The organism is Cryomorphaceae bacterium 1068, assembly GCA_027214385.1.
In the GTDB taxonomy this organism is placed as follows: Bacteria; Bacteroidota; Bacteroidia; order Flavobacteriales_D; family Cryomorphaceae; genus JAKVAV01.
In genome coordinates this window covers 67255-91543 of sequence record JAPVXR010000014.1, presented here as the reverse complement: position 1 = coordinate 91543, position 24289 = coordinate 67255, and the positions used below count along the sequence as shown (strand labels likewise).

18 protein-coding genes are annotated in these 24289 nt (G+C 43.8%); 6 read left to right on the top strand and 12 right to left on the bottom strand.

Translation table 11 applies throughout. The annotated features are described in order from the left end of the window. Positions 1-74 precede the first annotated feature (74 nt). The 9 genes from O3Q51_15240 to O3Q51_15200 form a co-directional block, all read right to left on the bottom strand. Positions 75-2021 (bottom strand): OmpA family protein, encoded by a 1947-nt coding sequence (locus tag O3Q51_15240; GenBank protein ID MCZ4410177.1) that lies wholly within the window; start codon positions 2019-2021, stop codon positions 75-77. After that, the gene (locus tag O3Q51_15235; GenBank protein ID MCZ4410176.1) at positions 2021-2656 is read right to left on the bottom strand and encodes a 7-carboxy-7-deazaguanine synthase QueE; all 636 of its coding nucleotides are present in this window, start codon (positions 2654-2656) and stop codon (positions 2021-2023) included. Before O3Q51_15235 ends, O3Q51_15240 begins: the two co-directional genes overlap by 1 nt. Before the next feature lie 270 nt (positions 2657-2926). Beyond that, positions 2927-3460 carry a hypothetical protein gene (locus O3Q51_15230; protein ID MCZ4410175.1) on the bottom strand — a complete coding sequence of 178 codons (534 nt, stop codon included), beginning with the start codon at positions 3458-3460 and terminating at the stop codon, positions 2927-2929. Positions 3461-3560: 100 nt separating this feature from the next. Then, positions 3561-7355: a T9SS type A sorting domain-containing protein gene (locus tag O3Q51_15225; protein ID MCZ4410174.1), complete on the bottom strand. Its 3795-nt coding sequence runs from the start codon at positions 7353-7355 to the stop codon at positions 3561-3563. 145 nt (positions 7356-7500) lie between these two features. Continuing rightward, entirely contained in the window at positions 7501-8388 is an 888-nt protein-coding gene (locus O3Q51_15220) for a bifunctional 5,10-methylene-tetrahydrofolate dehydrogenase/5,10-methylene-tetrahydrofolate cyclohydrolase (GenBank protein ID MCZ4410173.1), read from the bottom strand. Positions 8389-8390: 2 nt separating this feature from the next. Then, positions 8391-9734 (bottom strand): signal recognition particle protein, encoded by a 1344-nt coding sequence (gene ffh / locus O3Q51_15215; GenBank protein ID MCZ4410172.1) that lies wholly within the window; start codon positions 9732-9734, stop codon positions 8391-8393. 39 nt (positions 9735-9773) lie between these two features. Next, the gene (gene argS, locus O3Q51_15210; protein MCZ4410171.1) at positions 9774-11552 is read right to left on the bottom strand and encodes an arginine--tRNA ligase; all 1779 of its coding nucleotides are present in this window, start codon (positions 11550-11552) and stop codon (positions 9774-9776) included. Continuing rightward, on the bottom strand, positions 11549-12499 hold the full coding sequence (locus O3Q51_15205) for an arginine deiminase-related protein (GenBank protein ID MCZ4410170.1): 951 nt from the start codon (positions 12497-12499) through the stop codon (positions 11549-11551). The genes argS and O3Q51_15205 overlap by 4 nt, the downstream gene beginning before the upstream one ends. Continuing rightward, the gene (locus tag O3Q51_15200; GenBank protein MCZ4410169.1) at positions 12496-13413 is read right to left on the bottom strand and encodes an arginine deiminase family protein; all 918 of its coding nucleotides are present in this window, start codon (positions 13411-13413) and stop codon (positions 12496-12498) included. The genes O3Q51_15205 and O3Q51_15200 overlap by 4 nt, the downstream gene beginning before the upstream one ends. 174 nt (positions 13414-13587) lie before the next feature. On the opposite strand from O3Q51_15200, the gene O3Q51_15195 reads away from it, so the two are divergent. Next, positions 13588-14313: a hypothetical protein gene (locus tag O3Q51_15195; protein MCZ4410168.1), complete on the top strand. Its 726-nt coding sequence runs from the start codon at positions 13588-13590 to the stop codon at positions 14311-14313. Beyond that, on the top strand, positions 14310-14954 hold the full coding sequence (locus O3Q51_15190; protein MCZ4410167.1) for a hypothetical protein: 645 nt from the start codon (positions 14310-14312) through the stop codon (positions 14952-14954). Before O3Q51_15195 ends, O3Q51_15190 begins: the two co-directional genes overlap by 4 nt. A gap of 62 nt (positions 14955-15016) precedes the next feature. On the opposite strand, the gene O3Q51_15185 is transcribed toward O3Q51_15190, so the two are convergent. Then, positions 15017-15547: a Smr/MutS family protein gene (locus tag O3Q51_15185; protein ID MCZ4410166.1), complete on the bottom strand. Its 531-nt coding sequence runs from the start codon at positions 15545-15547 to the stop codon at positions 15017-15019. A gap of 64 nt (positions 15548-15611) precedes the next feature. Here O3Q51_15185 and O3Q51_15180 point away from each other — a divergent pair, with 64 nt between their 5' ends. Continuing rightward, the gene (locus O3Q51_15180) at positions 15612-16643 is read left to right on the top strand and encodes an endonuclease (protein MCZ4410165.1); all 1032 of its coding nucleotides are present in this window, start codon (positions 15612-15614) and stop codon (positions 16641-16643) included. On the opposite strand, the gene O3Q51_15175 is transcribed toward O3Q51_15180, so the two are convergent. Both O3Q51_15175 and msrA read right to left on the bottom strand, forming a co-directional pair. Further along, complete coding sequence (locus O3Q51_15175; GenBank protein ID MCZ4410164.1) at positions 16640-17464, bottom strand: DUF2279 domain-containing protein; 825 nt, start codon at positions 17462-17464, stop codon at positions 16640-16642. The two genes, O3Q51_15180 and O3Q51_15175, sit on opposite strands and share 4 nt — an antisense overlap. A gap of 82 nt (positions 17465-17546) precedes the next feature. Then, on the bottom strand, positions 17547-18116 hold the full coding sequence (gene msrA, locus O3Q51_15170; GenBank protein MCZ4410163.1) for a peptide-methionine (S)-S-oxide reductase MsrA: 570 nt from the start codon (positions 18114-18116) through the stop codon (positions 17547-17549). Positions 18117-18436: 320 nt separating this feature from the next. Here msrA and O3Q51_15165 point away from each other — a divergent pair, with 320 nt between their 5' ends. From O3Q51_15165 to O3Q51_15155, 3 genes are all read left to right on the top strand, one after another. Continuing rightward, positions 18437-20995, top strand: a complete 2559-nt coding sequence (locus O3Q51_15165; GenBank protein ID MCZ4410162.1) for a DNA translocase FtsK 4TM domain-containing protein — start codon at positions 18437-18439, stop codon at positions 20993-20995. Positions 20996-20999: 4 nt separating this feature from the next. Then, on the top strand, positions 21000-21650 hold the full coding sequence (locus O3Q51_15160; protein ID MCZ4410161.1) for an outer membrane lipoprotein carrier protein LolA: 651 nt from the start codon (positions 21000-21002) through the stop codon (positions 21648-21650). A gap of 118 nt (positions 21651-21768) precedes the next feature. Continuing rightward, on the top strand, positions 21769-24243 hold the full coding sequence (locus O3Q51_15155) for a PQQ-dependent sugar dehydrogenase (protein MCZ4410160.1): 2475 nt from the start codon (positions 21769-21771) through the stop codon (positions 24241-24243). The last annotated feature ends 46 nt before the right edge of the window (positions 24244-24289 follow it).

Below are 24289 nucleotides of genomic sequence, written 5' to 3'. Positions count from 1 at the left end.
CCTACAAATGTAAAAGAGACAGCCATCTTCTTCAAGTGGTCAGTCACTTTTTATTCAAAGACTTAGGATATTTTCTACAGCACCTTAAACTCCGTACGCCTGTTTTTTGCTTTGCCTTCTTCAGTATCGTTCGATACAAGCGGTTTCAAAGCTCCGTATCCTTTTGTTTCCAATCGATCAGCCTCTATGCTTTCTCGTTCTACAAGGTACTTCTTAACGGCGTTTGCACGTCGCAAGGAAAGGTCTTCGTTGTAATCGGCAGCACCTTGATTATCGGTATGTCCTGAGATTTCAATCCGAACTTCAGGGTTTGTGTTCAGGAAACCGGCCAGTTCTTTCAATTCAGAAAGTGACTCGATTTTCATTTGATCCTTATCCAAATCAAAGAAGATGTTTTGCAGTACGATAGCGGTTCCCTCTTTGATCTTTTTTAGCTCAACGGTCAGAGCATAAGGCTCATTGCCTTTATTCTCTTTGAGTGAAAACGTCTCTGAATGCAAGAGGTATCCTTCAGCAGTAACGCTTAAGGCGTAAGTTTTGCCTGCAGGTAAAGCAATAAGAAATTCGCCTGATACTGCATCACTATTCAGCTGAGAGGTCAAACTCTGTGAAGAAACATCACTCAATCGAAGTAATGCTTCAACGGGCTTCTTGGTATCTGAATCGACCACTAAACCTTGTGCAAAAGTAACGGGTGTTGGACGCACTTCTTTTGGCAATACAAAACTGTACATGTCCAAATTTCCGAAACCTCCTTCGCGGCTTGACGCAAAATAGGCGATCTCACCATTTGGAGAAACCAAAAGACTGTTTTCATCCTTGTGGGTGTTAATGGGGTAACCCAAATTGACTGGCTCCGACCACTTGCCATTGTCCATTTTCTGAGACATGAAAATATCGAGCCCTCCCATTCCTATGTGTCCATTGGAAGAGAAGTAGAGCGTTTTGCCATCGGGATGAATGTGCGCTGATTCTTCCTTACCCCGCGAATTAACCGTTCGAGGAAGCTTGACGGCTCCACCCCATGTTCCATCAGCGTTTCTTTTCGCTACATGAATGTCCTGTTCCTTGTTACCTGAAGCAGTAGGATAACCTCGAACGAAATAAATCGTTTGACCGTCGGCTGAAAGTGAGGGTTGTGATTCCCATGCAGAAGTATTGACATCGGGACCAAGGTTTACAGGAGGGGACCATGTATTCCCTTGTCTTTCCGACATAAAGAGATCGCAAGAGCCGAATCCTCTTCTATTGCCACCATACTCTCCAAAAAGTTCACACGCCGTATAAATCAATACACGGCCATCACCCGAGATTGCGGGAGCACCCTCGTTGTAAGTCGTGTTGATTGCGCCAAGGGGGAAAGAGGCACGCCAGTTCTCTCCGTCCTTGAAAGCCATATAAAAATCTTCATTCTTACCCTGATAGGCCTCAGGGTCATTTATGAGACGCGTGTAAATAAGTTGACGATCATCAGCTGTAATGGTCGGATAGTACTCAGGAAATGGGCTGTTGATGTTTTCACCCAAATTGATGGGATTGAAATCCACCGGATTCTGAATTTTGTCCAAAGCAAACATACAGTTAAGCAATTCGGCATTTGCCTTTTCTGCCATTTCGGAGCTGATGCGATCGAATGAAAGAAACGTTTCAAAACCTTGCTTGGCAGCTTCGTATTCTCCATCGTTCATCTCAAGGGCTCCTAGAAAAAAGTGTGCATTGGCATAGAACTCAGGATCAATAGCGATGGCTTTCCTAAGTGATTTCTTGGCACAATCATAATCGCGCATTTCCGTGCAGACCTCAAAACTGAGTAAGTGAGCCTCAATAAACCCGTTCTCTCTTTCCAGCGCCTCATCGATCAGTGCTAAAGCTAAATCGTAGTTTCTGGCGTCGAAAGCGTTCATGGCATTCTCGAAAGAGCGAATCGCCTTCTTGTCAGTTGTAGTATAATCTTGAGATTGAGCGTTAGAATGAAAAGCAAATAAAAAAAGAGCAGGAACAAATAGCTTGAATAATTTCATCAAGGAATGTCCATGTATTTGTGAGTCTGAAGAGAGATGCGCCATTTCGGGTTTTCTTTAACGTAGTCGATGATCAAGGGAGTCATGGCTTTTGCCTTGTCCCATTCGGGTTGTAAATATAGCTGACAGTCTTTACGAACCTTTGCTGCATGAGTTTCGGCCCACTTAAAATCGTGTTTGTTGTAAGCCACCACTTTAAGTTCATCAGCTTTCTCACAAACCGCATCGATCGGTGACTTGAATTTTTTCGGTGAGAAGCAAACCCAGTGCCATTCTCCCGTGAGTGGGTGGGCACCTGACGTTTCGATGTGGGTTCTCAATCCTTTTTCAATCAGCGCCGTGGTGAGGGTTTCTAAATCGTACATAGCAGGCTCTCCACCCGTAATTACGACTACTTCAGCTCCCGAGGCTGTGGCACTTTCGGCTAATTCCGTAACGGTCTTTCTTGGATGAGCAGAAGCATCCCAACTCTCTTTTACATCACACCAAACGCAACCCACATCGCAGCCACCTAAGCGAATAAAATAGGCAGCCGTTCCTGTGTGGGCACCTTCGCCTTGGATGGTGTAAAACTCTTCCATCACTGGCAGAGCGTCGACTTTTACTTCAGAAATTATTTCAGGGGATACTGACATGGTAGTGGAAAGGAAACCCGTGCGAGGTGAGTGTTTAGAAAAACTCTAAACGACATGGATGAAGCTTCCGCCTTAGATCGGTAATCCTCTCGTTCGCAAAATGCGAAAACCCAACTAGTGGATCGAGGCCCGCCCTAACCAAAGCAAGTTAGGCTCCAATTACATAAAATGTTAGTTTTTCAAACTTATAGCTCGCACGGGAGTTCGTTTACTTCCTTAGGCGTCAAAATTACGGGAATTACCCGAGGAATAAAACCAAAGAAGAGCAAATTACTTACTCGAAAAATGATCTTTTTTCTCAGCAAACAGCACATTAAACGTAGTCAAAGAGCCATAGATCCGACTGATGTACTGCTGCAAATGAACTTTGTCGCTATCTGTTAACACATCATGCGAGTTGATGTTCTGCTCCAAGACTCTCAATCGGTCTCTCACCATCACAATTTTGTGAAAGAAGGTATCGATTGGAATCTCCTTCGATTGAAGATCAGTATTGCCGGGCACCAGTACCATCTTGCCGCCATCCCATTTTTCACCAAGATCAACCACGTGACTCAGATCAGAAAAGTCCTTTAGAATAGATTTCATGGCATTCTTGACATCATCGATCCCGATCGACTCATCCACTTCTTTGGGTGATTCCAAAACTTCCAGACCATCGAATGATCTAGATATTTCGCGGTCACCTTCGCCTTTGAAGAAAATTTGAAGGATAGAGACATCCATATCTACAACGATTCCTTCACCGAATGTGGGGTGCTTCACTCGGGCGCCTATGCCGAGGTTGTGTGTTTCTAGTTCCATAATAGGGGTTTGTGCTGCTAATTTAATAGAAAACAGATATTGGTTGAGTTCAACTCAAGATTCAAATCTTTAACAAAAAAGAATGGGCTATTCAACCGTCCTATTGCACAATCAATTTCTCTAAGAAAATCCGTCTTCCGGAAGAGCGGTTCAAAAGGCAGCTCAGATATACGCCTCCGCTTAAACGGTGAGATTGGTAGATATACTCAAATCCAGCAATTCGATTCACTCGATCTACTTCAACTCCCTGAAGATTGTACAAAATAAAGTCATACTCGCCCGCTGGGTCCTTTCCAAAAGAAATCAATGTACTTCCACGAAATGGGTTTGGATAAATCCTAGCGGCGATTTCCGCGGTTTCGTGAATGGAAGTTAGCGCATAGTTAAACGCCTCTGATAGGGAATTGCAGTTGTTCTCATCCTTCACCATAACCGAGTAGAAGCCATTTTCCTCAGGCACATATTCATTAGAATTGGCACCGGGAATCAACTCCTCGTTGAAATACCACTGGTAGTAAATTCCTTCTTCACCTGCCGACAATGCTGGGAAAGCATAAGAAATCATTGGCTCGGGCGCCTCATAACATTCAATAGTATTGTGTACTTCGTTGGTCGTGATGGGTGGATTGAAGTCAAAATAGATATCGGCTTTATTGCTAATAGGTGTATTCGGCAGTAGGTTATCTTCAGGAAGAATACGAAATTTCAAAAAGCCCTGGCTACCCAAAAAATCAACATTGCTATCAGGCAGCATAATGTTGTCGAACGTAAATGTGGCCAACCCTTCTTCGGAAAGTGAGACTTGCATTGGATGACTACTCGCTACAGGCTCAAAAGTCGACCAGTCCAATTCCTGACACAGGTAATCGCGAACAACGACCGTTAGTGCCGTATCGGTCCCTGTATTCTGAAAGCGAATTAAATACTCCAACTCCTGATCGAGTGCTATGTAGCCCTCTTCACCATTTCCCACAGGGCTGACGGACTTATCATTGGGATCATAAGCACACACCAAATACTGCTCAAGCGTATCAGAGTATGTGGAAAGAATAGCGTTAGACTCATCTCTTTCATCGACTTGCAAAACAGATTCGAGTAATTCTCCGATACTCGTAAATGGAGGCATTTCAACTGTCACCAAAATCCCCAACGTCGAGAAATAAGGGATGCTATCGTAAGACCAGTAAAGATTTTGACCATCAACTGAATCGGGTTCTTGACTTGAAGTCAAGTAAGTGAGATCATCGGCCAACTCCAAACGAATTACTCCCGATGGAAGGGTCGTTCCTTCATTGGAAATGTTTATCCAATAGTTCGTCTCTTGATTGCATCGGGGAAATCCACCGGTTAAATTCACCTCTAACGAAGTAGAAAATTCATTCGGGTAAAACCCGAAATCTAGATTTGTTTGATCAAGCTCCGCACTATCAGTGTATATAGTATAAGAAGCGGCTGTGGTAAGCTCCCATCCCGCTAATCCTTCCGGGAATATCTCGTAGGAATATTCAGAGCCTATCTCGGAAGAAAAGCTGTACTGCCCGTTATTGTATGTAAATGCCCAAGAAGTTTGTGGTGAACTACTCATGAAAATAGCATCCAACCCTTGGTCTTCCACATCAAAGACCCCATCTTGGTTGAGATCAGCAAAAACGGTTCCACTGGCCACTTGGACGGGAGGCACAAAAAGATTTTCTAAAACATGAACGGTACCTTGCCCCTCTGAGCCTACAATGAGATCGAAATCGCCATCGCCATTTATGTCCTCGGAGATGAAAAAGGAAGGTTTCTCAATTTGGTTGGTAAGCCCCTGTCGTGGTGCAAAATTTCCATCCCCTAAAAACCGAAACCAAACGACTTCATTGGCATCGGCCTCAGCCATCACCAAATCCATCAGACCGTCTGAATCGATGTCAATCGCTTCAAAATAAAAATCACCATAATGATTGATATTCTCAATAGAAATTGAGCCTTGTTCGACTAGACCGTTCCCATCCAAATTTTCATAGTGATTCAGAGTAAATTGATTGTTTGAGGTTGTAATAACGAACAAGTCCATATCCTCGTCATCATCGGTATTGACGGGCACAAAATCATAAATATTCTCTTCGGGTTCGGTAATTTGCTGTGTGAGAGGAGAGGCATATTCGCCATCCCCAAGATTTTCAACATATGAAATACCCGTGGTACCTGCTCGGGTCAGAAAATCTAAATTCCCATCACCGTTCACATCGGCAGTAGTCAGAAATGACACGCCTCCCTGAACATTGGCCAGGACCAAAGAGTCAGAAAACTGACCGTCTCCTTCATTGCGAAATCCAATGATTTGCGAGGGCGCACCAAAATCAAAATAGCTTGTCAGGATATCAAAATCCCCATCTTGATCCAGATCAACAATCTGAGGTATTCCCGCTGAAATAAATCCACCTTCTATGGTTGTTGATTGATGAATAGGATGGTATTCACCAAACTCAAAATCGCCGTTATTCTCGAGCCAACCTGCATCAATCAATGTATTTGAGACTGCGATGAGATCCAAGTCTCCATCTTGATCCACATCTTCCAATTCAGCACCCTGCAAGTAGTAAAATTGATTGGTAAGGGTAACCTGAGGACCAAAACTCGTATTATCCATCCGCGGGAACCAAACAACCTTGTCGTCCCCGTTTGAGGCACACAAAAGATCTTCCAGACCGTCTCCGTCGACATCTACCAAAGAAAGACTCTTCACCCTCGACAGACCTTTTGTCAATTCAATTTGTGGACCGTAATTTCCAGACCCTTCATTCTCATATAATGTAATTTGAGTTTCTACAATTGAGCCGGTAACCAATTCGGGATACCCATCTCCATCGAGATCACCTGCGGTTAAAAACTTTGCATGTGTTGGCGTATCCTCTATAATTTGTCCCTCACCAAATTGAAAGTTCCCTAAATTTTCGAATAGCCACAGTCGGTTGTCTTCCTGTAAAAAAAAGAGGTTGGTACCAATTAAATCGAGGTCGTTATCACCATCAATATCGGTGAGCACATAATTACTGAGGTAGTCGCCAAAGTCAATGGCAACGTTTGTTTCAAATGTTCCATTTCCTAAATTCTGATACCACTTTACTTGCCCTCCGGACTCTGGTGCGATCACATCGATGTCTCCGTCTTCATCTATGTCGAAAGGCGGAGTTATGTAGGGTTTGCCTACCAATGACGAGATGACATTGGGGGCATCGGTATCGAACGTCCCATTCCCTTGGTTCTCGAACCACTTGAGTTCATTGTAAAAATCAATTTGTGACGCAACGATCAGATCAAAATTTCCGTCTCCTGATAAATCGGCTACTCGCACTGCTGCCATGTCGTGATCAATATTCAGCAGGTTTTCCAGAGGAAGAAATTCACCTCCACCTGTATTCTGAAACCATCCAACTCCTGCCACACTGCTATATCCCACTATGATATCCACATCGCCATCCAGATCAAAGTCAACTGCCTCCAGAGCATCAGGCGAACCTTCTTCAGAAGAAATCACGTTTTGAGGACCAAAGTTTCCCACCCCATCGTTGGCATACCAAGCTACTTTATTATCTCCATTTGATACGGAAATGATGTCGAGATCAAAGTCTCCGTCGATGTCCATTGCCTCGAAAAAAGATTGACCTTGAGTACTTGCTGTAACAAAAATCGGGTCTGAAAACTCACCTGCCCCGAGATTCTCAATCCAGACAAGTCCATCCGACGCAATAGCATTAGAAAGTACGTCGAGATCTCCATCACCGTCTAAGTCATGTAGTTTTACCTCAGTAGGCTGTATAGAGGTGTTCGAAATAACCGTAGGTGTGGAGAATTGACCAGCACTCAAAAGTGAAAGAAATAGAAAGATGAATAGGACTGAAAATCTAATCATAGCTCATTTAGCCTGTAACTGATAAAGTTAAAGAAAATAAGGAGCACTCTCAATAAGTAGCAGATAAGAGAAAGTCGATCGGCGCATTACTCACCCATCTGATTGTGCCTCGGGCAATTGATAGCCTATCGCACTTTCTGAGTCATCAATCTTCAGACTTCTTGGCTGCCTTCAGGGTATTCAACAATAAGGCGACACGCGTCATTGGCCCTACACCACCGGGCACGGGGGTAATAGCTTCTGAAAGAGGTGTCACCTCATCGTAAAGCACATCGCCTTTCAAGGCAAATCCAGACTTTTTGGAAGCGTCGGGTACACGGGTAGTACCAACATCTATCACCACAGCGCCTCGCTTGACCATATCGGCGGTCACGAATCCGGGACGGCCTAAAGCAGCCACAAGAATATCAGCTTGACGGGTCCAGTGAGGCAAGTCCTTGGTGCGACTGTGACAAAGGGTTACGGTGGCATTTCCCATAGCACGATTTCGCGAAAGCAAAACGCTCATGGGGGATCCAACAATATTGCTTCGTCCTAGAATGACGCAGTGCTTTCCCGAAGTTTCAATGTCGTTTCTTCTCAGCAATTCGATGATACCCGAAGGCGTGGCCGGAAGGAATCCATCTAAACCTAAGTTCATCCGACCAACATTAGTAGGATGAAATCCATCTACATCTTTATCGGGATCGATAGCCGTGATTACCTTTTGTGAATCAATGTGCTTTGGCAGAGGCAACTGAACGATAAACCCATCGATGTCATCATTGGCATTTAGCTCAGCGATAAGCTTCAGAAGTTCTTCTTCAGTCACGTCATCATTCCTTCGAATGAGGGTTGAGTCAAATCCAACCTCTTTACAATCTTTTACCTTGTAACTCACATAGGTTTCGCTCCCGCCATCATTTCCTACAAGCACCGCAGCCAAATGGGGAACTTTCAATCCACCTTCTTTTCTTCGGGCCACTTCCGCAGCAATTTCCTGTCTAATTTCCTTCGCTGTTTCTCTTCCGCTAAGAATCTTTGGTTCTGCCATGATTACATCCCTGGAATTCCGCGGCCACCCATCATCTTCATCATGTTGGCCATATTCTTTTTGTTCGACATCAACTGCATCATCTTACGGGTCTGTTCGAACTGTTTGATAAGCTTATTCACTTCCTGCACATCACTTCCGCTTCCTTTGGCAATCCGCTTCTTACGCGAACCATTGATGATTTTGTGATCGTTTCTTTCTTGAGGAGTCATAGAATGAATGATAGCTTCAATTCCTTTGAACGCATCATCATCAATGTCCATTCCCTTCATGGCTTTTCCCATTCCGGGAATCATGCCCATGAGGTCTTTCATATTCCCCATCTTCTTGATTTGTTGGATTTGATCCAGAAAATCATCGAAGTTGAATTCGTTCTTGGCAATCTTCTTTGAAAGCTTGCGTGCCTTCTCCTCGTCGTACTGCTCTTGGGCTCGTTCCACCAAGGAAACCACGTCTCCCATACCGAGGATTCGATCCGCCATCCTTTTCGGATAAAACAGATCCAAAGCATCCATCTTCTCTCCCGTACCGACAAACTTAATGGGCTTGTCCACGACTGTTTTGATAGAAATCGCAGCTCCACCGCGTGTATCTCCATCGAGCTTGGTAAGCACGACTCCGTCAAAGTCGAGACGCTCGTTGAATGTCTTGGCGGTATTCACCGCATCCTGACCCGTCATGGCATCTACCACGAAAAGCGTTTCAGATGGTTCGATGGTGCGCTTTACCGCTTCGATTTCGCTCATCATCTGCTCATCGATAGCCAGTCGACCGGCAGTATCCACGATCACCACATTGTGGCCATTGCTTCGGGCATGCAGAATGGCAGCTTGGGCTATCTTTACGGGATCTTTCTCTTCCTTATTGGAAAAGACCTCCACTCCTATTTGGTCTCCTACCACGTGCAGCTGATCGATAGCCGCAGGGCGGTATACATCACAAGCTACGAGCAGTGGATTCTTTCCTTTCTTGGTTTTGAGGTAATTGGCGAGTTTCCCTGAAAAGGTCGTCTTACCCGATCCCTGCAAACCAGACATCAGTATGACGGCAGGATTTCCCTTGAGGTCGATCTCTTCCTGTTCGCCCCCCATCAACTCTACGAGAGACTCATGGGTGATTTTCACCAAAAGTTCAGAAGGCTTCAAGGCCGTGAGCACGTCACGCCCAAGGGCTTTTTCTTTTACTTCATTGGTAAAATCCTTCGCCGTTTTGTAATTCACATCGGCATCGAGCAGAGCTCTTCTTACTTCCTTTAGCGTTTCGGCTACGTTAACCTCGGTTATCTGGCCTTGGCCTTTTAAAACCTGAAACGCTTTATCAAACTTCTCGGTAAGATTTTCGAACATAAAATCAGTGATTTTGGGAGGGCAAAGTTAGCAATTCGTCTACATTCTATCGGGCGACTGAATTCCCAATAATGCCATGGATTTCTTAATGATCTCTCCGACTTGCTTTGCCAGCAGTGCACGGTAATTTTTTAAATCTTCAGTCTCAGCGTGAAGAATGCTTGAATTCTGGTAGAAGGAATTGAAATCCTTCACCAAATCGAAGGCATAATTTGCCAAAACAGCAGGGCTATAATCGGCGGCGGCCTCTTCAATCAACTTTGGAAAAGAATGGATTTTGAAGTGAACGCGTCGTTCAAACTCATCCACATGAATGTTTGCAGAGTCGAATTTCAATTCGCCTTTTATATTTCTCAACACAGATTGAATTCGGGCATGCGCGTATTGAATGAACGGACCTGTATGCCCATTGAAATCGATACTTTCTTTCGGATCAAACAGCATATTCTTCTTTGGATCCACCTTGAGCAGGAAGTACTTAAGCGCCGACATTCCGATCATCTCGTATAGACCTTCCTTCTCGCTTTGCTCCAGTCCCTCCAACTTACCTAGTTCTGTGGTGATCTCTTCTGCAGAATCGGCCATCGCTTGCATAATGTCATCAGCATCTATTACTGTTCCTTCTCGCGATTTCATTTTGCCTTCAGGCAATTCAACCATACCGTATGACAGGTGATAGCAGTTCTTGGCCCATTCGTAACCAATTTTTTGAAGGATCAAAAAGAGCACTTTGAAGTGATACTCTTGTTCGTTTCCCACAGTGTAAACCATCTGGGTTACATCCGGGAAATCTTGGTAGCGCAAAATTGCCGTCCCGATATCTTGAGTCATGTAGACGGTCGTTCCATCCTTACGAAGCAGTATTTTTTCGTCCAATCCATCGGGGGTGAGGTCCGCCCAAACCGAGCCGTCTTCGCGTTGAGTAAAAACACCATCTTTAACTCCTTTTAGAGCCTCGTCTTTTCCTTTTATCCAAGTCTGACTTTCATAATAAAGCTTATCGAAGTCCACGCCCATTCGGTTGTAGGTCTTCTCAAATCCTTTGTAAACCCAGCCATTCATTTTTTCCCAAAGTGCATAAACTTCAGGATCTTTCTTCTCCCACTTCAGTAAAGTTTCGCGAGCCTCTTGCATAATCGGTGCGGCAGCTTCGGCTTCTTCTTTGGACATTCCTTTGTCCATCCCTCCAGCGACTTGTTTTTTCAATTCCTGATCGAAACGCACATAATATTTTCCAACCAAGTGATCACCCTTCAAACCCGCTGTTTCGGGGGTTTCGCCTTCACCAAATTTCTCCCAGGCTACCATGGACTTGCAAATGTGTATTCCACGATCGTTGATGATCTGTACCTTTTTTACTTCGTGTCCTGCGGCCTTTAAAATTTCAGCTACGGAATACCCGAGAAAGTTATTTCTCAGGTGCCCAAGGTGAAGGGGCTTATTGGTGTTAGGCGAGGAATACTCGACTATAACCATTCCCTTACTGCCTTTCTCAGCGAAACCATAATCCTCTTTGCGACTTGCCGAGAGAAGATTTTCAACCCAAAATTGAGAAGTAAAGGTGAGGTTGAGAAATCCTTTGACTACTCCAAAAGACTCAACTTCCGCCATTCTCGATTGGAGGTATTCTCCTAAAGCACTTCCCGTTTCTTCGGGCGATTTTTTGGCATATCGAACCAGCGGAAATGTCACTATGGTCAGCTCTCCTTCAAAGTCTTTTCTGGTAGGCTGCACCTGGATATCGGCAGGCGATACTTCAACATCAAATAATGCTTTCACTCCTTCGGCACACATCGCCGCGAGGTAATTCTCAATCATTTTTTTTTGCTTTTCGGTAAAAATACTTCGGCCATCATACAACGAGCACTCCCACCACCAAGTGCCTCTATGGTATCCAGCGAACTGTGAATGATGGTCGCATGTTTTCCGATCGCCTCAATTTGATCGGGACGCAAACTTGAATAAGCAGCAGTGCTCATTACTAAAAACTCGTGGCCTTCTTTATTGGCAACGTTAAGCATATTTCCCGCAAAATGCTCTTTCTGCGCTTCCGTAATTTCTATGATCTTCTTGCCCGTTCTCTTCAGTGAATCCAACACATCTTTTCTCTCGGTTTTATCATCAATACAATTCAAACAAATGACACTGAAGCTTTGCCCCAAACACATCATCACATTGGTGTGGTAAATCGGCAGTCGCTCGCCATTCACCGTTTGATTGGCCGTAAAGGCTATGTATTCGTAATCGAAACGCTCACAAAACGTCTCGAGGACGTGAATGTCGGTTCTCACACTAATAGCAGCATAAGCTATTCTATTCTCGCGATCGAGAATCATACTTCCCGTGCCCTCCAGGAAGATTCCTTCAGATTCAAAACCACTGAAATCTTCGATCATCTCGACGTGAAAACCGAAGTCGTCAGCCAACAGCTCAAACATTTCTTCTCGACGCTCGCCACGGCGGTTTTCTGCATACATCGGGTAAGTGGCTATTCGTCCATCAGAATGAAATGACACCCAGTTATTCGGGAAAATCGAATCGGGTGTTGATGGAAATTCATCGTCTTGAAAAACGACCACATCTATCCCGTGATTTCTCAGTTTATCTGCGAAAGCGTCAAATTCTGCAGTGGCTTGTTCATTGGCTTTAGCTGAATCCAACCCATCAAGTACCTTTTGGTAATAGTTGTTCTTGGCCGTTTCCTCATTAAAACGAAAATTAAACGGCCGAACCATCATAATGGTAGACGTGATTTGCTTGCTCATGATCTTCTTCTTAATGGCATTGTAGAACAGCGCAATAAGCCTTCTTGCTTGCTAATTTCGCTGTAAGGTATTGGTTCTACTGTAAATCCTTTCTCTCTTAATACAGCGTTGAGTCTTTCAAATTTATTCTCGGAAACGATCACCGTTGGAGAGATTGAAAATACATTGCTATTCATATTGTACATCTCCTCCCGATCGATTTCGATGATGTTTTCTTTCCCGAAAAAGTCAACCAAATATGCCACATCTTCCTGATTTTTGAATCCTCCGGGGAACAATATGGCCTTGTCTTTGCCAATAGGTTGAAAACAACAATCGAGGTGAAGGGCGTTTTGTCGGGGGTCATCATCAGATTTGTTCAATTCAAAAGCGTGCACTTCCCAATCTTTAAAATGATTGGCAAGAAAATCTACCCCTTCTTGATTCGTCCTGCTCACTTCGTACTTGGCAAAATCTTCGGACTTCGAATAGCCCACAAAGATATGTCCGTTCCATGGCATGACGTCACCTCCTTCAGCCCTAGCCCCATCGGGCATTTTAATAATCTGACCAGGGTTAATTTGATCGATTAAGTAATGAGCAGCTTGCGCCTCATCCCTTCTGTCATGCAGAATATTCGGGACAACGAGTTGATCTCCGATCACAAAAAAGATGTCTCGGGAGAAGATCTGATTCACATCGAACAATACCTCGGGTCGATAAACCTCGACATTATACTTTTTGAGGACATCCTCAAAAGCGGTCATTTCTTTGACCATATCTTCCTCTTTAGGGTATTCTCCAATTTGGATAAAATATTTTGACTTAGGGTCATATGCCTCTTGGAGAGACGGCACTGGACCGGGAGACTTGGCCGTACCCAGCAAAACTGCCTCGAGCTCGTCCGTCTCATTTTGAATATTTAACTCAAACATGTAGGTGGTGTTTAAGCCGCAAAGGTAGATAACCGAATGAATTTCTATACGTTTGAAATCACCTTCTCCACAGGGATTTGAAACTTTAAGCGCCAGTGTCCGTAATCACAGAAGTTTATCCAATTTAACTCATTAAATTCCGTAATCGTGAAGTCGTCAAATCCTCAAACATCTATGTTTTCCAAGGTCGTATTGTTCGGAGTCTGGTGTGCTCCGCTAGTGATTATGATATTCTTGGTAACGGCATGTTCACAAATCTCGAAGAATGTTTTTGAATCCAAGCCTTCCGAGGGAATCATCAAGTACAGTATTACTTTTCCTGAAGTGTCGGATGAAAGCATTACTGCTTCTCTTTTACCCGATCAAATGACTTACGCATTTACGCCGACTTCATTTGCTTCAAATTTTGAAACTGCCGGAGGTGTGTTTAGAAATAAAATCGTAGCCAATCGAGACGCTCGAACGGTTGACCATCAGCTGAAGGTTTTTCGTAAGAAGATTCAAACTAAGATGCGAGAGACAGATGTTAACCAAATGCTAGCAGAATACCCAAAAGCCGCTATTATCAGAACAAATCAAACTGACACGATCGCAGGTTACTTCTGTAAAAAAGCTTTGATCGTTTTCGAAGACATGGACATAAAGGAAATAGAGGTGTACTACACCGACCAGATAAAAATGGAATCGCCCAATTGGTGCACGCAATACCACGAAATTGAAGGTGTTCTGATGGCATATGAAATCGAGGAATTCGGAATAAGAATGAGATTGGAAGCGGAGGAAGTAAAAACGCCGCTTGAGAATCTCGATGCGCTCCAAGCCGAAGCTGAGTACTCAGAAATAACCCGTGAAATGATGGATATTGAACTGGAGCAGCTGGTTGAAACTTTTGAGCTATGATAAAACTATACTCTTTCTTTCTATTGATTTTTGCGCTTCCACTCTCGTCATTCTCACAGTTCGAGGGTTTGGTAGTGTATGAAGTAGCTTATGAAGCGACGGAAGAGGCTAAAAAAGAGATGCTTTCTATGCTTCCGAAGAAAAGTGTTCTCTACGTTAAAGACAAACGCTCTCTCTTCGAACAAGAAGTTGCAGGAGGGGGCAGACAAGCCTTTTTCATAGATGCCGGAAAAGGATCAGGGGTTTTGGTTATGCAATTCTTAGGACAAGGCTATAAAGTTGAAATGAGCCAAGAAGAAATGGAGTCTCTAAAAAAGGCGAAAGAATTAGAGGTTTTGACTACAGATGAGAAGAAAACCATTGCAGGCTATACCTGTGCCAGAGCCTTAGCCATTTCAGATACTGATACGCTCGAACTCTTTTATTCCATTGAGTTGGAATCAGAATCAAGAACCCCGCCCTTTACAAAAGTAAAAGGGATACCGCTCAAATATGAGCTAATCAGAGGCGGTGTTAAGATGATCTATACCGCTGTTGAGGTAAAGGAAACCACCATTGACGAAGCGGTATTCAATACTGCGCCCGATCTGAAATCGATGGATTTCGAAAATTTCGCCCGTTCATTTGCCATTTCGCAATAGCCCTTATCGTGCTTTAATTTCGGAGGCTTTTTCTGCCTGCTGTTTCAGGCTGCTCAATTTTATCAATTGTACCAAAGCTTAACCTGCGTCGCGCCTAAGCCGTAGCGGCTGTAGTCAGCATCTTCAAAATCGCAGTTTGAGAGTGATTTCAGTCTTTTTCGCAACTCATTTCTCAATCTCCCTTTACCGATTCCATGAATGTAAACCACCTTGGTTAACCTTCTTCTTCTGGCTTCTGCAAGCGTCTTTTCGAAGTGATTGAGTTGAACAATGACCATATCATGATTGGAAAGATTTCTTGAAGAATCCACTACCATGTGGATATGTAAATCAACTTCCATATAGGGCATTTTTCCCGCTATCATCTTATATCCGTCAGTTTCATCAATTGGCCGGATTAATTTCTGTGATTTTTTTTTGGTAACTTCTTCTTTTGGATGCCAGTCCACTTTCAACACCAATTCGTCCTCAGGAAATAAAAAAGCGAAGCCATCTTCGTTTTCGACAGATACTAACTCACCTTCGTAACCTATCACGAGTCCACCACCTACTTCATTTAGGAACGCTACTTGATCACCTATTTTAAATTTCATTCGTCAATTTCTATAAATGGCACTTCATTCAAAATGCTAATTTCGCAACCTTATTAATCTTTCCATGAAATCCTCCCTGTTTTATCGCATTTTATTCGGAGTCCTAATTTGCTTCTCATTATACGGTTTGGCTTTTGCCAAACCACTTGATGAAAAGCAAGTCAAAACTGCTGTTATTGGGTTTTACAACGTTGAGAACCTTTTCGATACCATCGATGATCCATTAAAAGACGATAACGAATTTCTTCCCGATTCAGCCAAAGGTTGGAATAAAGAGCGCTACAACCGAAAAGTAGAAATGCTCTCTGAGGTAATCGCCGGAATAGGCGTAGGTTCCTTCCCTGCACTATTAGGGCTCTGTGAAGTAGAAAATATCCAAGTCCTCAACGACCTGACGGCAAACGATCGAATCAAAAAAGCTAAGTACGAGCCTATCCTCATCGAGGGACCTGACGGCAGAGGTATAGACGTGGCTCTGCTTTATTCTAAGAAGCAATTTAAGTTGCTTTCCTCGAGCTCCTACAGCGTGAATCCGGGCGATGAAGAGCGACCTACACGCGACATTCTGCATGTGAGAGGAAATCTAAAAAGTGGCGGACCAACCATAAATGTTTTTGTAAACCACTGGCCATCTCGTTACGGCGGAGCTGAAAAAAGTGAGCCAAAGCGAATTGCTGCAGCCAAGGTGTTGGCCGCGAAAACCGATAGTATCCATCGATTGTTCCCGAATGAGGAAATCATATGCATGGGTGATTTTAATGACTATCCTGACAATAGATCATTGACCGAGTATCTTCCAACGGGAGAAGAAGACAATTTGGTGAATTTGATGAGTGGCCTCAAAGAATCCAAAAGGGGATCTTACAATTACCGAGGAGATTGGGATTTTCTTGATCAAATCATCGTATCCCGAACTCTGATTGATGGAAACCTTCCTGACATCGTTAGTGGCAGCACAGCGCCCTATTTTACTGATAGCATGGTTTATACCCATCCAAAATATGGAGATGTGAAACCAAAGCGAACCTATGGCGGACCTGAGTATTTGGGAGGCTACAGCGACCACCTACCCGTTTACACCATTTTGGCTTATTAGAAATAGAGCCAGTGCCAAGTAGTCTGCCCTTCACTGAATTCAAGTGTCGGCGCCGGCACCTTCAAGATGGCAAACGTCGAAAAAACAGATCTTAAGAAGCCTGACTTCGTTTTTATTTTCGTAAGGTCTACATCTAAACTCAGGTAGTACTGCCGATACCTATTGAGATCGGGTAAAGCTGTGCCATCCTCATTAAATTGAGGATTGGAACTTCCTCCTAACATGTTTTGTCCTCCGTATCCAAATGAGAAACAAATCCAAGGTGGCAGGACATTTCCATCATGCACAAATGACCCGGGAGAAACAGACAACCAAATAGTCTGACCGTTGTAATCTTTGAAGATCCTTTCTAAGGTACTCGAACCCAATAGTTCAGGTCTGTATTGGGCTAACCCCGATTCTGAGTAGGAAAACTTCAACATCATTCTTTGCTCATGCCAAAGCAGTTGTTGCCCTACGAATAGTCCTGCTCCCGAAACATTGGCAGCAAAATCGCCCCAACTGAAGCCCCATCCTTTTGAGTAAGCATCGAAAACCTCCACATTGGTAAGAAACAGCAGGCTCACCCCACTACTCCACCACATACTCTTTCGCTCTTCCAAGCCTGTCCATCGGAGAATACCATATCCGTAACGAGAAATCTGATAAGCTGTGAGGGCATGCCCCGCCTTGTCCATACCGAGCCATTCATCTGAATCATCAAAAAACGTGAACGGTGTTGACTCATAATCGGCGTACCACAAACCGTAAAGTGCCGACATTGAGCCGACATACCCCACCCCTGCTGTGATTGCGACGGCATTTAGTCGCTTGGTATTCAAAGTATCAGGGTAAAAACTTTCCTGCGCAGACACATTCTGGCTAAGAAGCCAAAAGAATAGAATCGCCGGTGAGAACCAATTCCTAATGCTTGAGTTCTTGCTTTCGGAGGTCGTCAAACTGTTTTCTGAATCTTTCTACTTTAGGCTTTACTACTGCCTGGCAGTATGGAGCGCTGGTGTTTTTCATATAGTAGTTGTGGTGATCTTCTTCTGCTCTATAAAAATTCGTCAGCGGCTCAATAGCCGTCACTACTTGATTTGCATACAAATCGCTAGAATCCATTGTTGCTTTGGCCCGCTCAGCCAGATCTCTCTGATATTCGTCGTGGTAAAAAATCACACTTCTGTACTGTGTACCTACGTCAGCTCCTTGACGATTGAGTATAGTGGGATCATGTGATTGAAAGAAAACACGCAGTAAGTCGGTGAATGCAATCTCATTAGGGTCGAATGTGATTCTCGCCACTTCAGCGTGTCCCGTGATTCCATTACAAACTTCACGATACGCAGGATTCTTTATGTCGCCACCGCTGTATCCGGGATATACTTGAGTCACGCCTCGCAACTCTTGGAATACTGCCTCAACACACCAAAAGCAGCCTGCACCAAAGGTGGCTTCCTGTAATTTACGACTCTCTTGGCTTGATGACATCTGTACTTGAAATACTGTTCGACTTAAATATGAACCCCTCAATCCCCTTGCTCAGAGAGCAAAACAAAGGTAGTTCTTAGAATGACTTGCGAACAGTTTGATTTGCATTTTTGTTCGTTTTAAAGAAGCCAAATATCCAAAAACAACCGGGCAAAATTGGCTGATAAAATCTTCCAACTGAGATTTCGAATTATCGGAGAAATTCCAGTCGAATTCCTTTAACACTCCTCTGTTAAAATACGACGCTCTCCTTTGCCGTTTCATAGCTTCATAGCATTTATCTTTGATAGTTGATCCCGTCTGAAACGACGCTACACCACATGGCCAAAAAAAACACTTTAAAAACAGGTAGTGCAGCCAAGAAGAAAACCACTTCAGGTAAAAAGCTAAAGATTTCTGATCTACGCTCAGATCGCCGCGTGAAGAGAGTCGGAGGCTTATTCTTGTTCTTTTCTTGCATTTACTTATTGATCGCATTTACAGCATTCATGTTTACCTGGAAGGAGGATCAATCTCTTCTCTCAGAAAATTGGTGGGTGGTGCTACGTGAAGGAAATTACGAAGCTGAGAATTGGCTAGGTCCACTCGGTGCTATGATGGGTCACACCTTCATTCATGAATGGTTTGGTGTCACAAGCTTTTTGTTCGTCTTTCTTTTGTTTCTCTATGGCTTCAAAGTATTGTTCGGAAAAAGCCTACTTCCGGCCAGGAAAACAACACTAGCTGCTGTTTTTGCGATGCTGGTCTTTTCACCTGTACTGGCTTTTTTGTTCGACTCCTCAGATTACCAGATTTTAGGCGGACGATATGGTTTCGAGATGAATCATACGCTAGAAGGAAAAGTGGGTACCGTAGGAACGGGATTTTTGCTTTTGTTTATTGCTTCGGGCTATATCGCGATCGTATTCAATCCGTCATTCTCGTTTTTAGGAAAGTGGTTTTCGGTGGCTTCAGCCAAAATAGGATCCCTCTTCAATTCTGTAGGGAATAAGATTCGAACTTCAACTAATGAGTCGGAAGAAGAACTTGACGAAGTGAAGCATTTCGAAGACACCATTGGCGATATGGATAACTTCACCGAAACGAGCGCTGCTGATTTGGCTATGGCCGATTTGGATAATGAAGAAGATGATCTTCCGCTCGAAGTGAAGGAAACACCTGAAAAAAATGGAGCAGCTAAAGAATCTTTGGCGCTAGAAGTGGACTCTGAACCGAAAACTTCAGAGTTTGAAAATTTTGAAAAGGTGGTAAGTAAACCAATACCGCCAAAAGAGAAGACAGAGGAATTTACTGTCGAAGCGCCCAAAGAAGAGAAAGCCCTTTCTGACAAAGAGGTGAATCAGAAAGTCAAGGACTTTGGAGAATATGACCCTACTTTGGATCTCTCGAACTTTCAAATGCCGCGAATTGACCTCTTGGAAGATCATGGAGATGGTAAAGTTACCGTGACAAAGGAAGAGCTGGATGCGAACAAAGACAAAATCGTCACCACCCTTTCGCACTATAAAATCGGGATTGAGAAAATCAAGGCGACTATCGGACCGACAGTTACACTTTACGAAATCGTTCCTGAGCCAGGTGTTCGAATCTCCAAAATCAGAAATCTGGAAGACGACATTGCCTTGAGTCTTGCGGCTTTGGGAATTCGAATCATTGCACCCATTCCCGGAAAGGGAACCATAGGTATAGAAGTACCGAATAGCAATCCGGACACGGTTTCAATGAGATCGATCATTGCTTCGGAGAAATTCCAGAACAGCAAGTTTGAATTACCTGTTGCTCTAGGGAAAACAATCAGCAACGAGACTTTTGTGGCCGACTTGGCCAAGATGCCTCACCTATTGATGGCGGGTGCTACCGGTCAAGGAAAGTCGGTAGGGCTCAACGCGATTTTGGTCTCTCTACTTTACAAGAAACACCCTTCGCAAATCAAGTTTGTACTGGTTGACCCGAAGAAGGTGGAGCTCACACTTTTTAATAAAATAGAGCGACACTATTTGGCGAAACTGCCTGATGAGGAAGAGTCGATTATCACGGATACAGGAAAGGTAGTGAAGACCTTGAACTCTCTCTGTATCGAAATGGATAACCGTTACGAGCTTTTGAAGAACGCGGGAGTCCGCAATCTGAAAGAGTACAATGGCAAATTTGTACAGCGGCGTCTAAATCCCGAGGAGGGTCACAAGTATTTGCCTTATATCGTTTTGGTAATTGATGAGTTTGCTGATTTGATCATGACTGCCGGTAAGGAAGTCGAAACTCCAATAGCACGTTTGGCCCAGCTTGCTCGTGCCATCGGAATTCACCTGATCATCGCCACTCAGCGACCTTCTGTGAATATCATTACGGGGGTTATTAAGGCCAACTTCCCTGCCAGAATCGCATTTAGAGTTTCCTCTAAAATTGACTCTCGTACCATTCTTGACGCAGGTGGTGCAGATCAGCTCATCGGTCGAGGAGACATGCTATTGTCCACCGGAAATGACGTTATTCGTATTCAGTGTGGATTCGTGGATACACCTGAAGTGGATGAAATCACAGAATTCATTGGAAATCAAAGAGGATATCCCTCTGCATTTGATCTGCCTGAGTACATTGGCGATGATGAAGGAGGTAGCTTAGACATTGACATTGCTGATAGGGATGCCATGTTTGAAGACGCAGCCAGATTGCTAGTGGCAACGCAGCAAGGGTCAACTTCGCTGATACAACGAAAGCTGAAGCTTGGTTACAATAGAGCAGGTCGAATAGTTGATCAGCTCGAGGCTGCGGGAATTGTCGGGCCATTTGAAGGAAGCAAAGCCAGACAGGTTTTGATTCCCGACGAGTACACTTTGGAACAGTTGTTGAAAGCTGAGTCTGAGAATATCGAAAATTAACTTGATGAAAAATATACTTAAAGTTCTCGCTACGCTATTGATTGCACTAGTAGCAGTCAATGCTCATGCTCAAGATGCCAAGGCGAAAGCCATTCTAGATGAGCTAAGTGACAAAACAAGAAAATACCCTACCATCACAAGTGAGTTCACCTTTACCCTTGAGGACAAAGCTGCAGATGTGAATCAAGAGCAAAAAGGCTCTATTAAAATGAAGGGCAAGAAGTATTATATCGTTCTCGGCGATAATCACATCTATTCTGACGGAGATACAAGATGGACCTATAGTGAAGAAATGAATGAAGTCTATATAGACTTTACCGAAACGGGAGATGAGGTGCTGAACCCGGGAGATGTTTACACGATATGGGAGTCAGGATTCAAGCAGTATTACAAAGCGGAAGAAAACCTGAATGGAAGACCTACTCATGTTATAAAGCTAGTGCCTGTAGATGCTGAAGACAAGGACTATCACACGATATTGGTTTACATCGACAAAGCCAAAATGGAGGTGAGTAAAATTGAAATCAAAGGGAAGCAAGGCGTAAATTACACTTACGCAGTGCAATCATTCGTTACGACAGCTGATTACAGCGATGATACATTCGTGTTTGATCCGACTGAATATCCCGGAGTGGATGAGATTGACAATCGTTGAGTATCTGATCACTGATCAGATTACTTGAAAAAGTTAATAAAGAACCCAATTGCTCAGCCAATTGGGTTTTTTATTGAGGAGCCTGGCCGCTATCTTTGCTCGTCAGAAGTGTGAAATAATGAAGCATATCTTAACCCTATTTTCGTTTTTCTTTTTTGTTGGATTGAGCTATGCGCAATTGCCCGAAGGATTTGCAAGAGAAACCATTTTGACCGGGGCAGACGGGCTCAACAGATCGGCGGGATATATCCCCGTAGATACGAATCTCGCTTATGTTTACGATTTAGACGGAGTGGTATGGGCTGTGCTGAATGAAGAAATTCTCTCTGAACCTCTCCTAGACATTCGTGAAGAATGTGGTTTTTGGGAAAGCAATGGATTGCTCGGAGCAACTATAGATCCCAACTTCAAAGAGAATGGATACATCTACCTTCTCTACAACGCCGATAGACACCATATTTTATATTTCGGAACTCCTGAATATGATCCTGAAGCCAACTCGAATAATATGGGTGGTATGGGAAGAATTACACGTTTTACCGTTAATACCGATGATTACTTAACGGCCGATCCGTCATCGCGTCACGTTTTGCTCGGTAATGAGATTGGATCAGGGATCCCGATTTGTTCTGACTCGCACAGCACGTGTGGACTGGCATTTGGAAATGATGGAAGCCTGCTTGCTGCGACAGGTGATGCCAATTCTTGGAGATGCTGCTACACAGGAGTGGGTGAGTTACCACCAGTTGCTTTTGATAGTATCTCCTTGGGTGATGGAATCATCAATCAAGCAGAGATGATCGGTTCATTTCGATCTCAATTCACCGATGGTCTGAACGGAAAAGTCCTTAGAATTCATCCCGAAACAGGAGAAGGACTTCCAAATAATCCACATTACGACGAAAACAATCCTGATGCTGATCGCGGCAGATGGTGGGCCATGGGTTTTAGAAATCCATTTCGATTTAAAGTACGACCAAATACTGGGTGGGGAGATCTCGAGAATGGTCACCCCGGGAGTATTTATCTGGGTGATGTGGGAAATGCCCGATGGGAAGAACTCAATATTATCGTAGACGGTGGTGGCAATTACGGCTGGCCATTGTTTGAAGGCCACGTTCCTTTTGATGATCAGGGCTATGACGGATCCTACCCTGATAAATTGACTTACAATTTAATGGCACCCAATCCATTATTTGAAGAGGGATCTTGCGATCAAGAGTATTTCTATTTCCAAGATCTGATTCAGCAACCGAACGAACAGCACGATTACTTTTTCCCAAATCCTTGCAGCGAAAATGCTTCTATTCCTGAAAATGTCTTGACTTTTGAGCATGAGCGTCCCGCACTTGCTTACCGAAATATATGGGGAGGTGGAGAACACGCACGGTTCCCGACTTTCGGAAGTCAAGGAGAAGCTACTTGGACTGCGATCCAAGATATGGAGGAGGTAGAAGGAATACCCTTTAAAGGCACGAGTATTATAGGAGGTGACTTTTTAACGGGGCCTAAAATTCCGGAAGAATATCAAGACTCTTACATATTTGCAGATTACACCGGTTGGATTAGAGCGATAGGAATAAATGAAAACGACGAGATCAAATCCATAGCGCAATGGGGTGAAGAAGATGTGAGCAATCCTGTAGACTTGACCTTCAATAAATACGACGGATGTCTGTATATCACATCTTTAAATCAAAGAACAGTAGATCGGATATGTTTTGGCGGCAACCTCAAACCAGTTCCATTAACTGAAAATGATACCATCTATGGTCCGTCACCGATGAACGTGAACTTTAACGGATCCGAGTCTTATGATCCGGAAGGCGGATCAATTACCTATCAATGGGATTTTGGAGATGGCACAGCTGGAGAAGGCCCTGCAGTGGATCATGAGTATTCCGGCAATGGGGTAGAATCATACATTGCTACCCTCACAGTGACCGATAGTATCGGTGCCACAAACGAGAAAGAAATACTTATATCCCTAAACAATACCCCACCTGAAGTTGAGATAATTAGCGTAACAGAGGGTCAGCTTTACGCTATAGATTTCCCTTCCACCTTTGAGCTTGCCGCCAATGTCATTGATGCAGAAAGCGCAGCATCAGAAATGACCTATGAGTGGAAGCACTTGTTGCATCATAATACGCACTACCATGTCTTGCACGAGTATGATTTCTCTAGTGGAATTACCCTTGTGAATCCAACGGGATGTGGAGAAACTGATGTCTATTGGTATGAGTTGAATGTTCGAGTAGTTGACCAAGGAGGTCTTACATCGTTTGACTCAAAAATGATTTATCCGGATTGTGATGGGGAGTTGGAAAATGAAACGGGAACGAATGAACTAAGGCTATTCCCTAATCCGACTTCTGATGTCCTAACCATTCTAAGCAATACTTCCCTTGGGGAAATGATTGAGTTAAGAATAATAGATGTTGCGGGTAGGCTAGTGAGATCGGACGAAATAAGGGTTTACAACGATCATCGGCTCTTCAGAATTAGTGTGGAAGAATTGCCAAATGGAGTCTATACTCTTGATCTTATTTGCAACGGCAAGAGGGAGCAGAGGAAGTTTGTGCGGTTGTAATATTTCTAGAATGTCTAAATGAGAACACTAGACTTTGGATGATAAT

Excerpts from the sequence above, each read along its gene's own strand:
- O3Q51_15230 (MCZ4410175.1), bottom strand. The coding sequence starts at position 3,460 with ATGGAACTAGAAACACACAACCTCGGCATAGGCGCCCGAGTGAAGCAC.
- O3Q51_15190 (MCZ4410167.1), top strand. The coding sequence starts at position 14,310 with ATGATAAAACTATACTCTTTCTTTCTATTGATTTTTGCGCTTCCACTC.
- O3Q51_15240 (MCZ4410177.1), bottom strand. The coding sequence starts at position 2,021 with ATGAAATTATTCAAGCTATTTGTTCCTGCTCTTTTTTTATTTGCTTTT.
- O3Q51_15160 (MCZ4410161.1), top strand. The coding sequence starts at position 21,000 with ATGAAAAATATACTTAAAGTTCTCGCTACGCTATTGATTGCACTAGTA.
- O3Q51_15225 (MCZ4410174.1), bottom strand. The coding sequence starts at position 7,355 with ATGATTAGATTTTCAGTCCTATTCATCTTTCTATTTCTTTCACTTTTG.
- O3Q51_15205 (MCZ4410170.1), bottom strand. The coding sequence starts at position 12,499 with ATGAGCAAGCAAATCACGTCTACCATTATGATGGTTCGGCCGTTTAAT.
- O3Q51_15235 (MCZ4410176.1), bottom strand. The coding sequence starts at position 2,656 with ATGTCAGTATCCCCTGAAATAATTTCTGAAGTAAAAGTCGACGCTCTG.
- ffh (MCZ4410172.1), bottom strand. The coding sequence starts at position 9,734 with ATGTTCGAAAATCTTACCGAGAAGTTTGATAAAGCGTTTCAGGTTTTA.
- O3Q51_15165 (MCZ4410162.1), top strand. The coding sequence starts at position 18,437 with ATGGCCAAAAAAAACACTTTAAAAACAGGTAGTGCAGCCAAGAAGAAA.
- O3Q51_15200 (MCZ4410169.1), bottom strand. The coding sequence starts at position 13,413 with ATGTTTGAGTTAAATATTCAAAATGAGACGGACGAGCTCGAGGCAGTT.
- argS (MCZ4410171.1), bottom strand. The coding sequence starts at position 11,552 with ATGATTGAGAATTACCTCGCGGCGATGTGTGCCGAAGGAGTGAAAGCA.
- O3Q51_15195 (MCZ4410168.1), top strand. The coding sequence starts at position 13,588 with ATGTTTTCCAAGGTCGTATTGTTCGGAGTCTGGTGTGCTCCGCTAGTG.
- O3Q51_15220 (MCZ4410173.1), bottom strand. The coding sequence starts at position 8,388 with ATGGCAGAACCAAAGATTCTTAGCGGAAGAGAAACAGCGAAGGAAATT.
- msrA (MCZ4410163.1), bottom strand. The coding sequence starts at position 18,116 with ATGTCATCAAGCCAAGAGAGTCGTAAATTACAGGAAGCCACCTTTGGT.
- O3Q51_15185 (MCZ4410166.1), bottom strand. The coding sequence starts at position 15,547 with ATGAAATTTAAAATAGGTGATCAAGTAGCGTTCCTAAATGAAGTAGGT.
- O3Q51_15155 (MCZ4410160.1), top strand. The coding sequence starts at position 21,769 with ATGAAGCATATCTTAACCCTATTTTCGTTTTTCTTTTTTGTTGGATTG.
- O3Q51_15180 (MCZ4410165.1), top strand. The coding sequence starts at position 15,612 with ATGAAATCCTCCCTGTTTTATCGCATTTTATTCGGAGTCCTAATTTGC.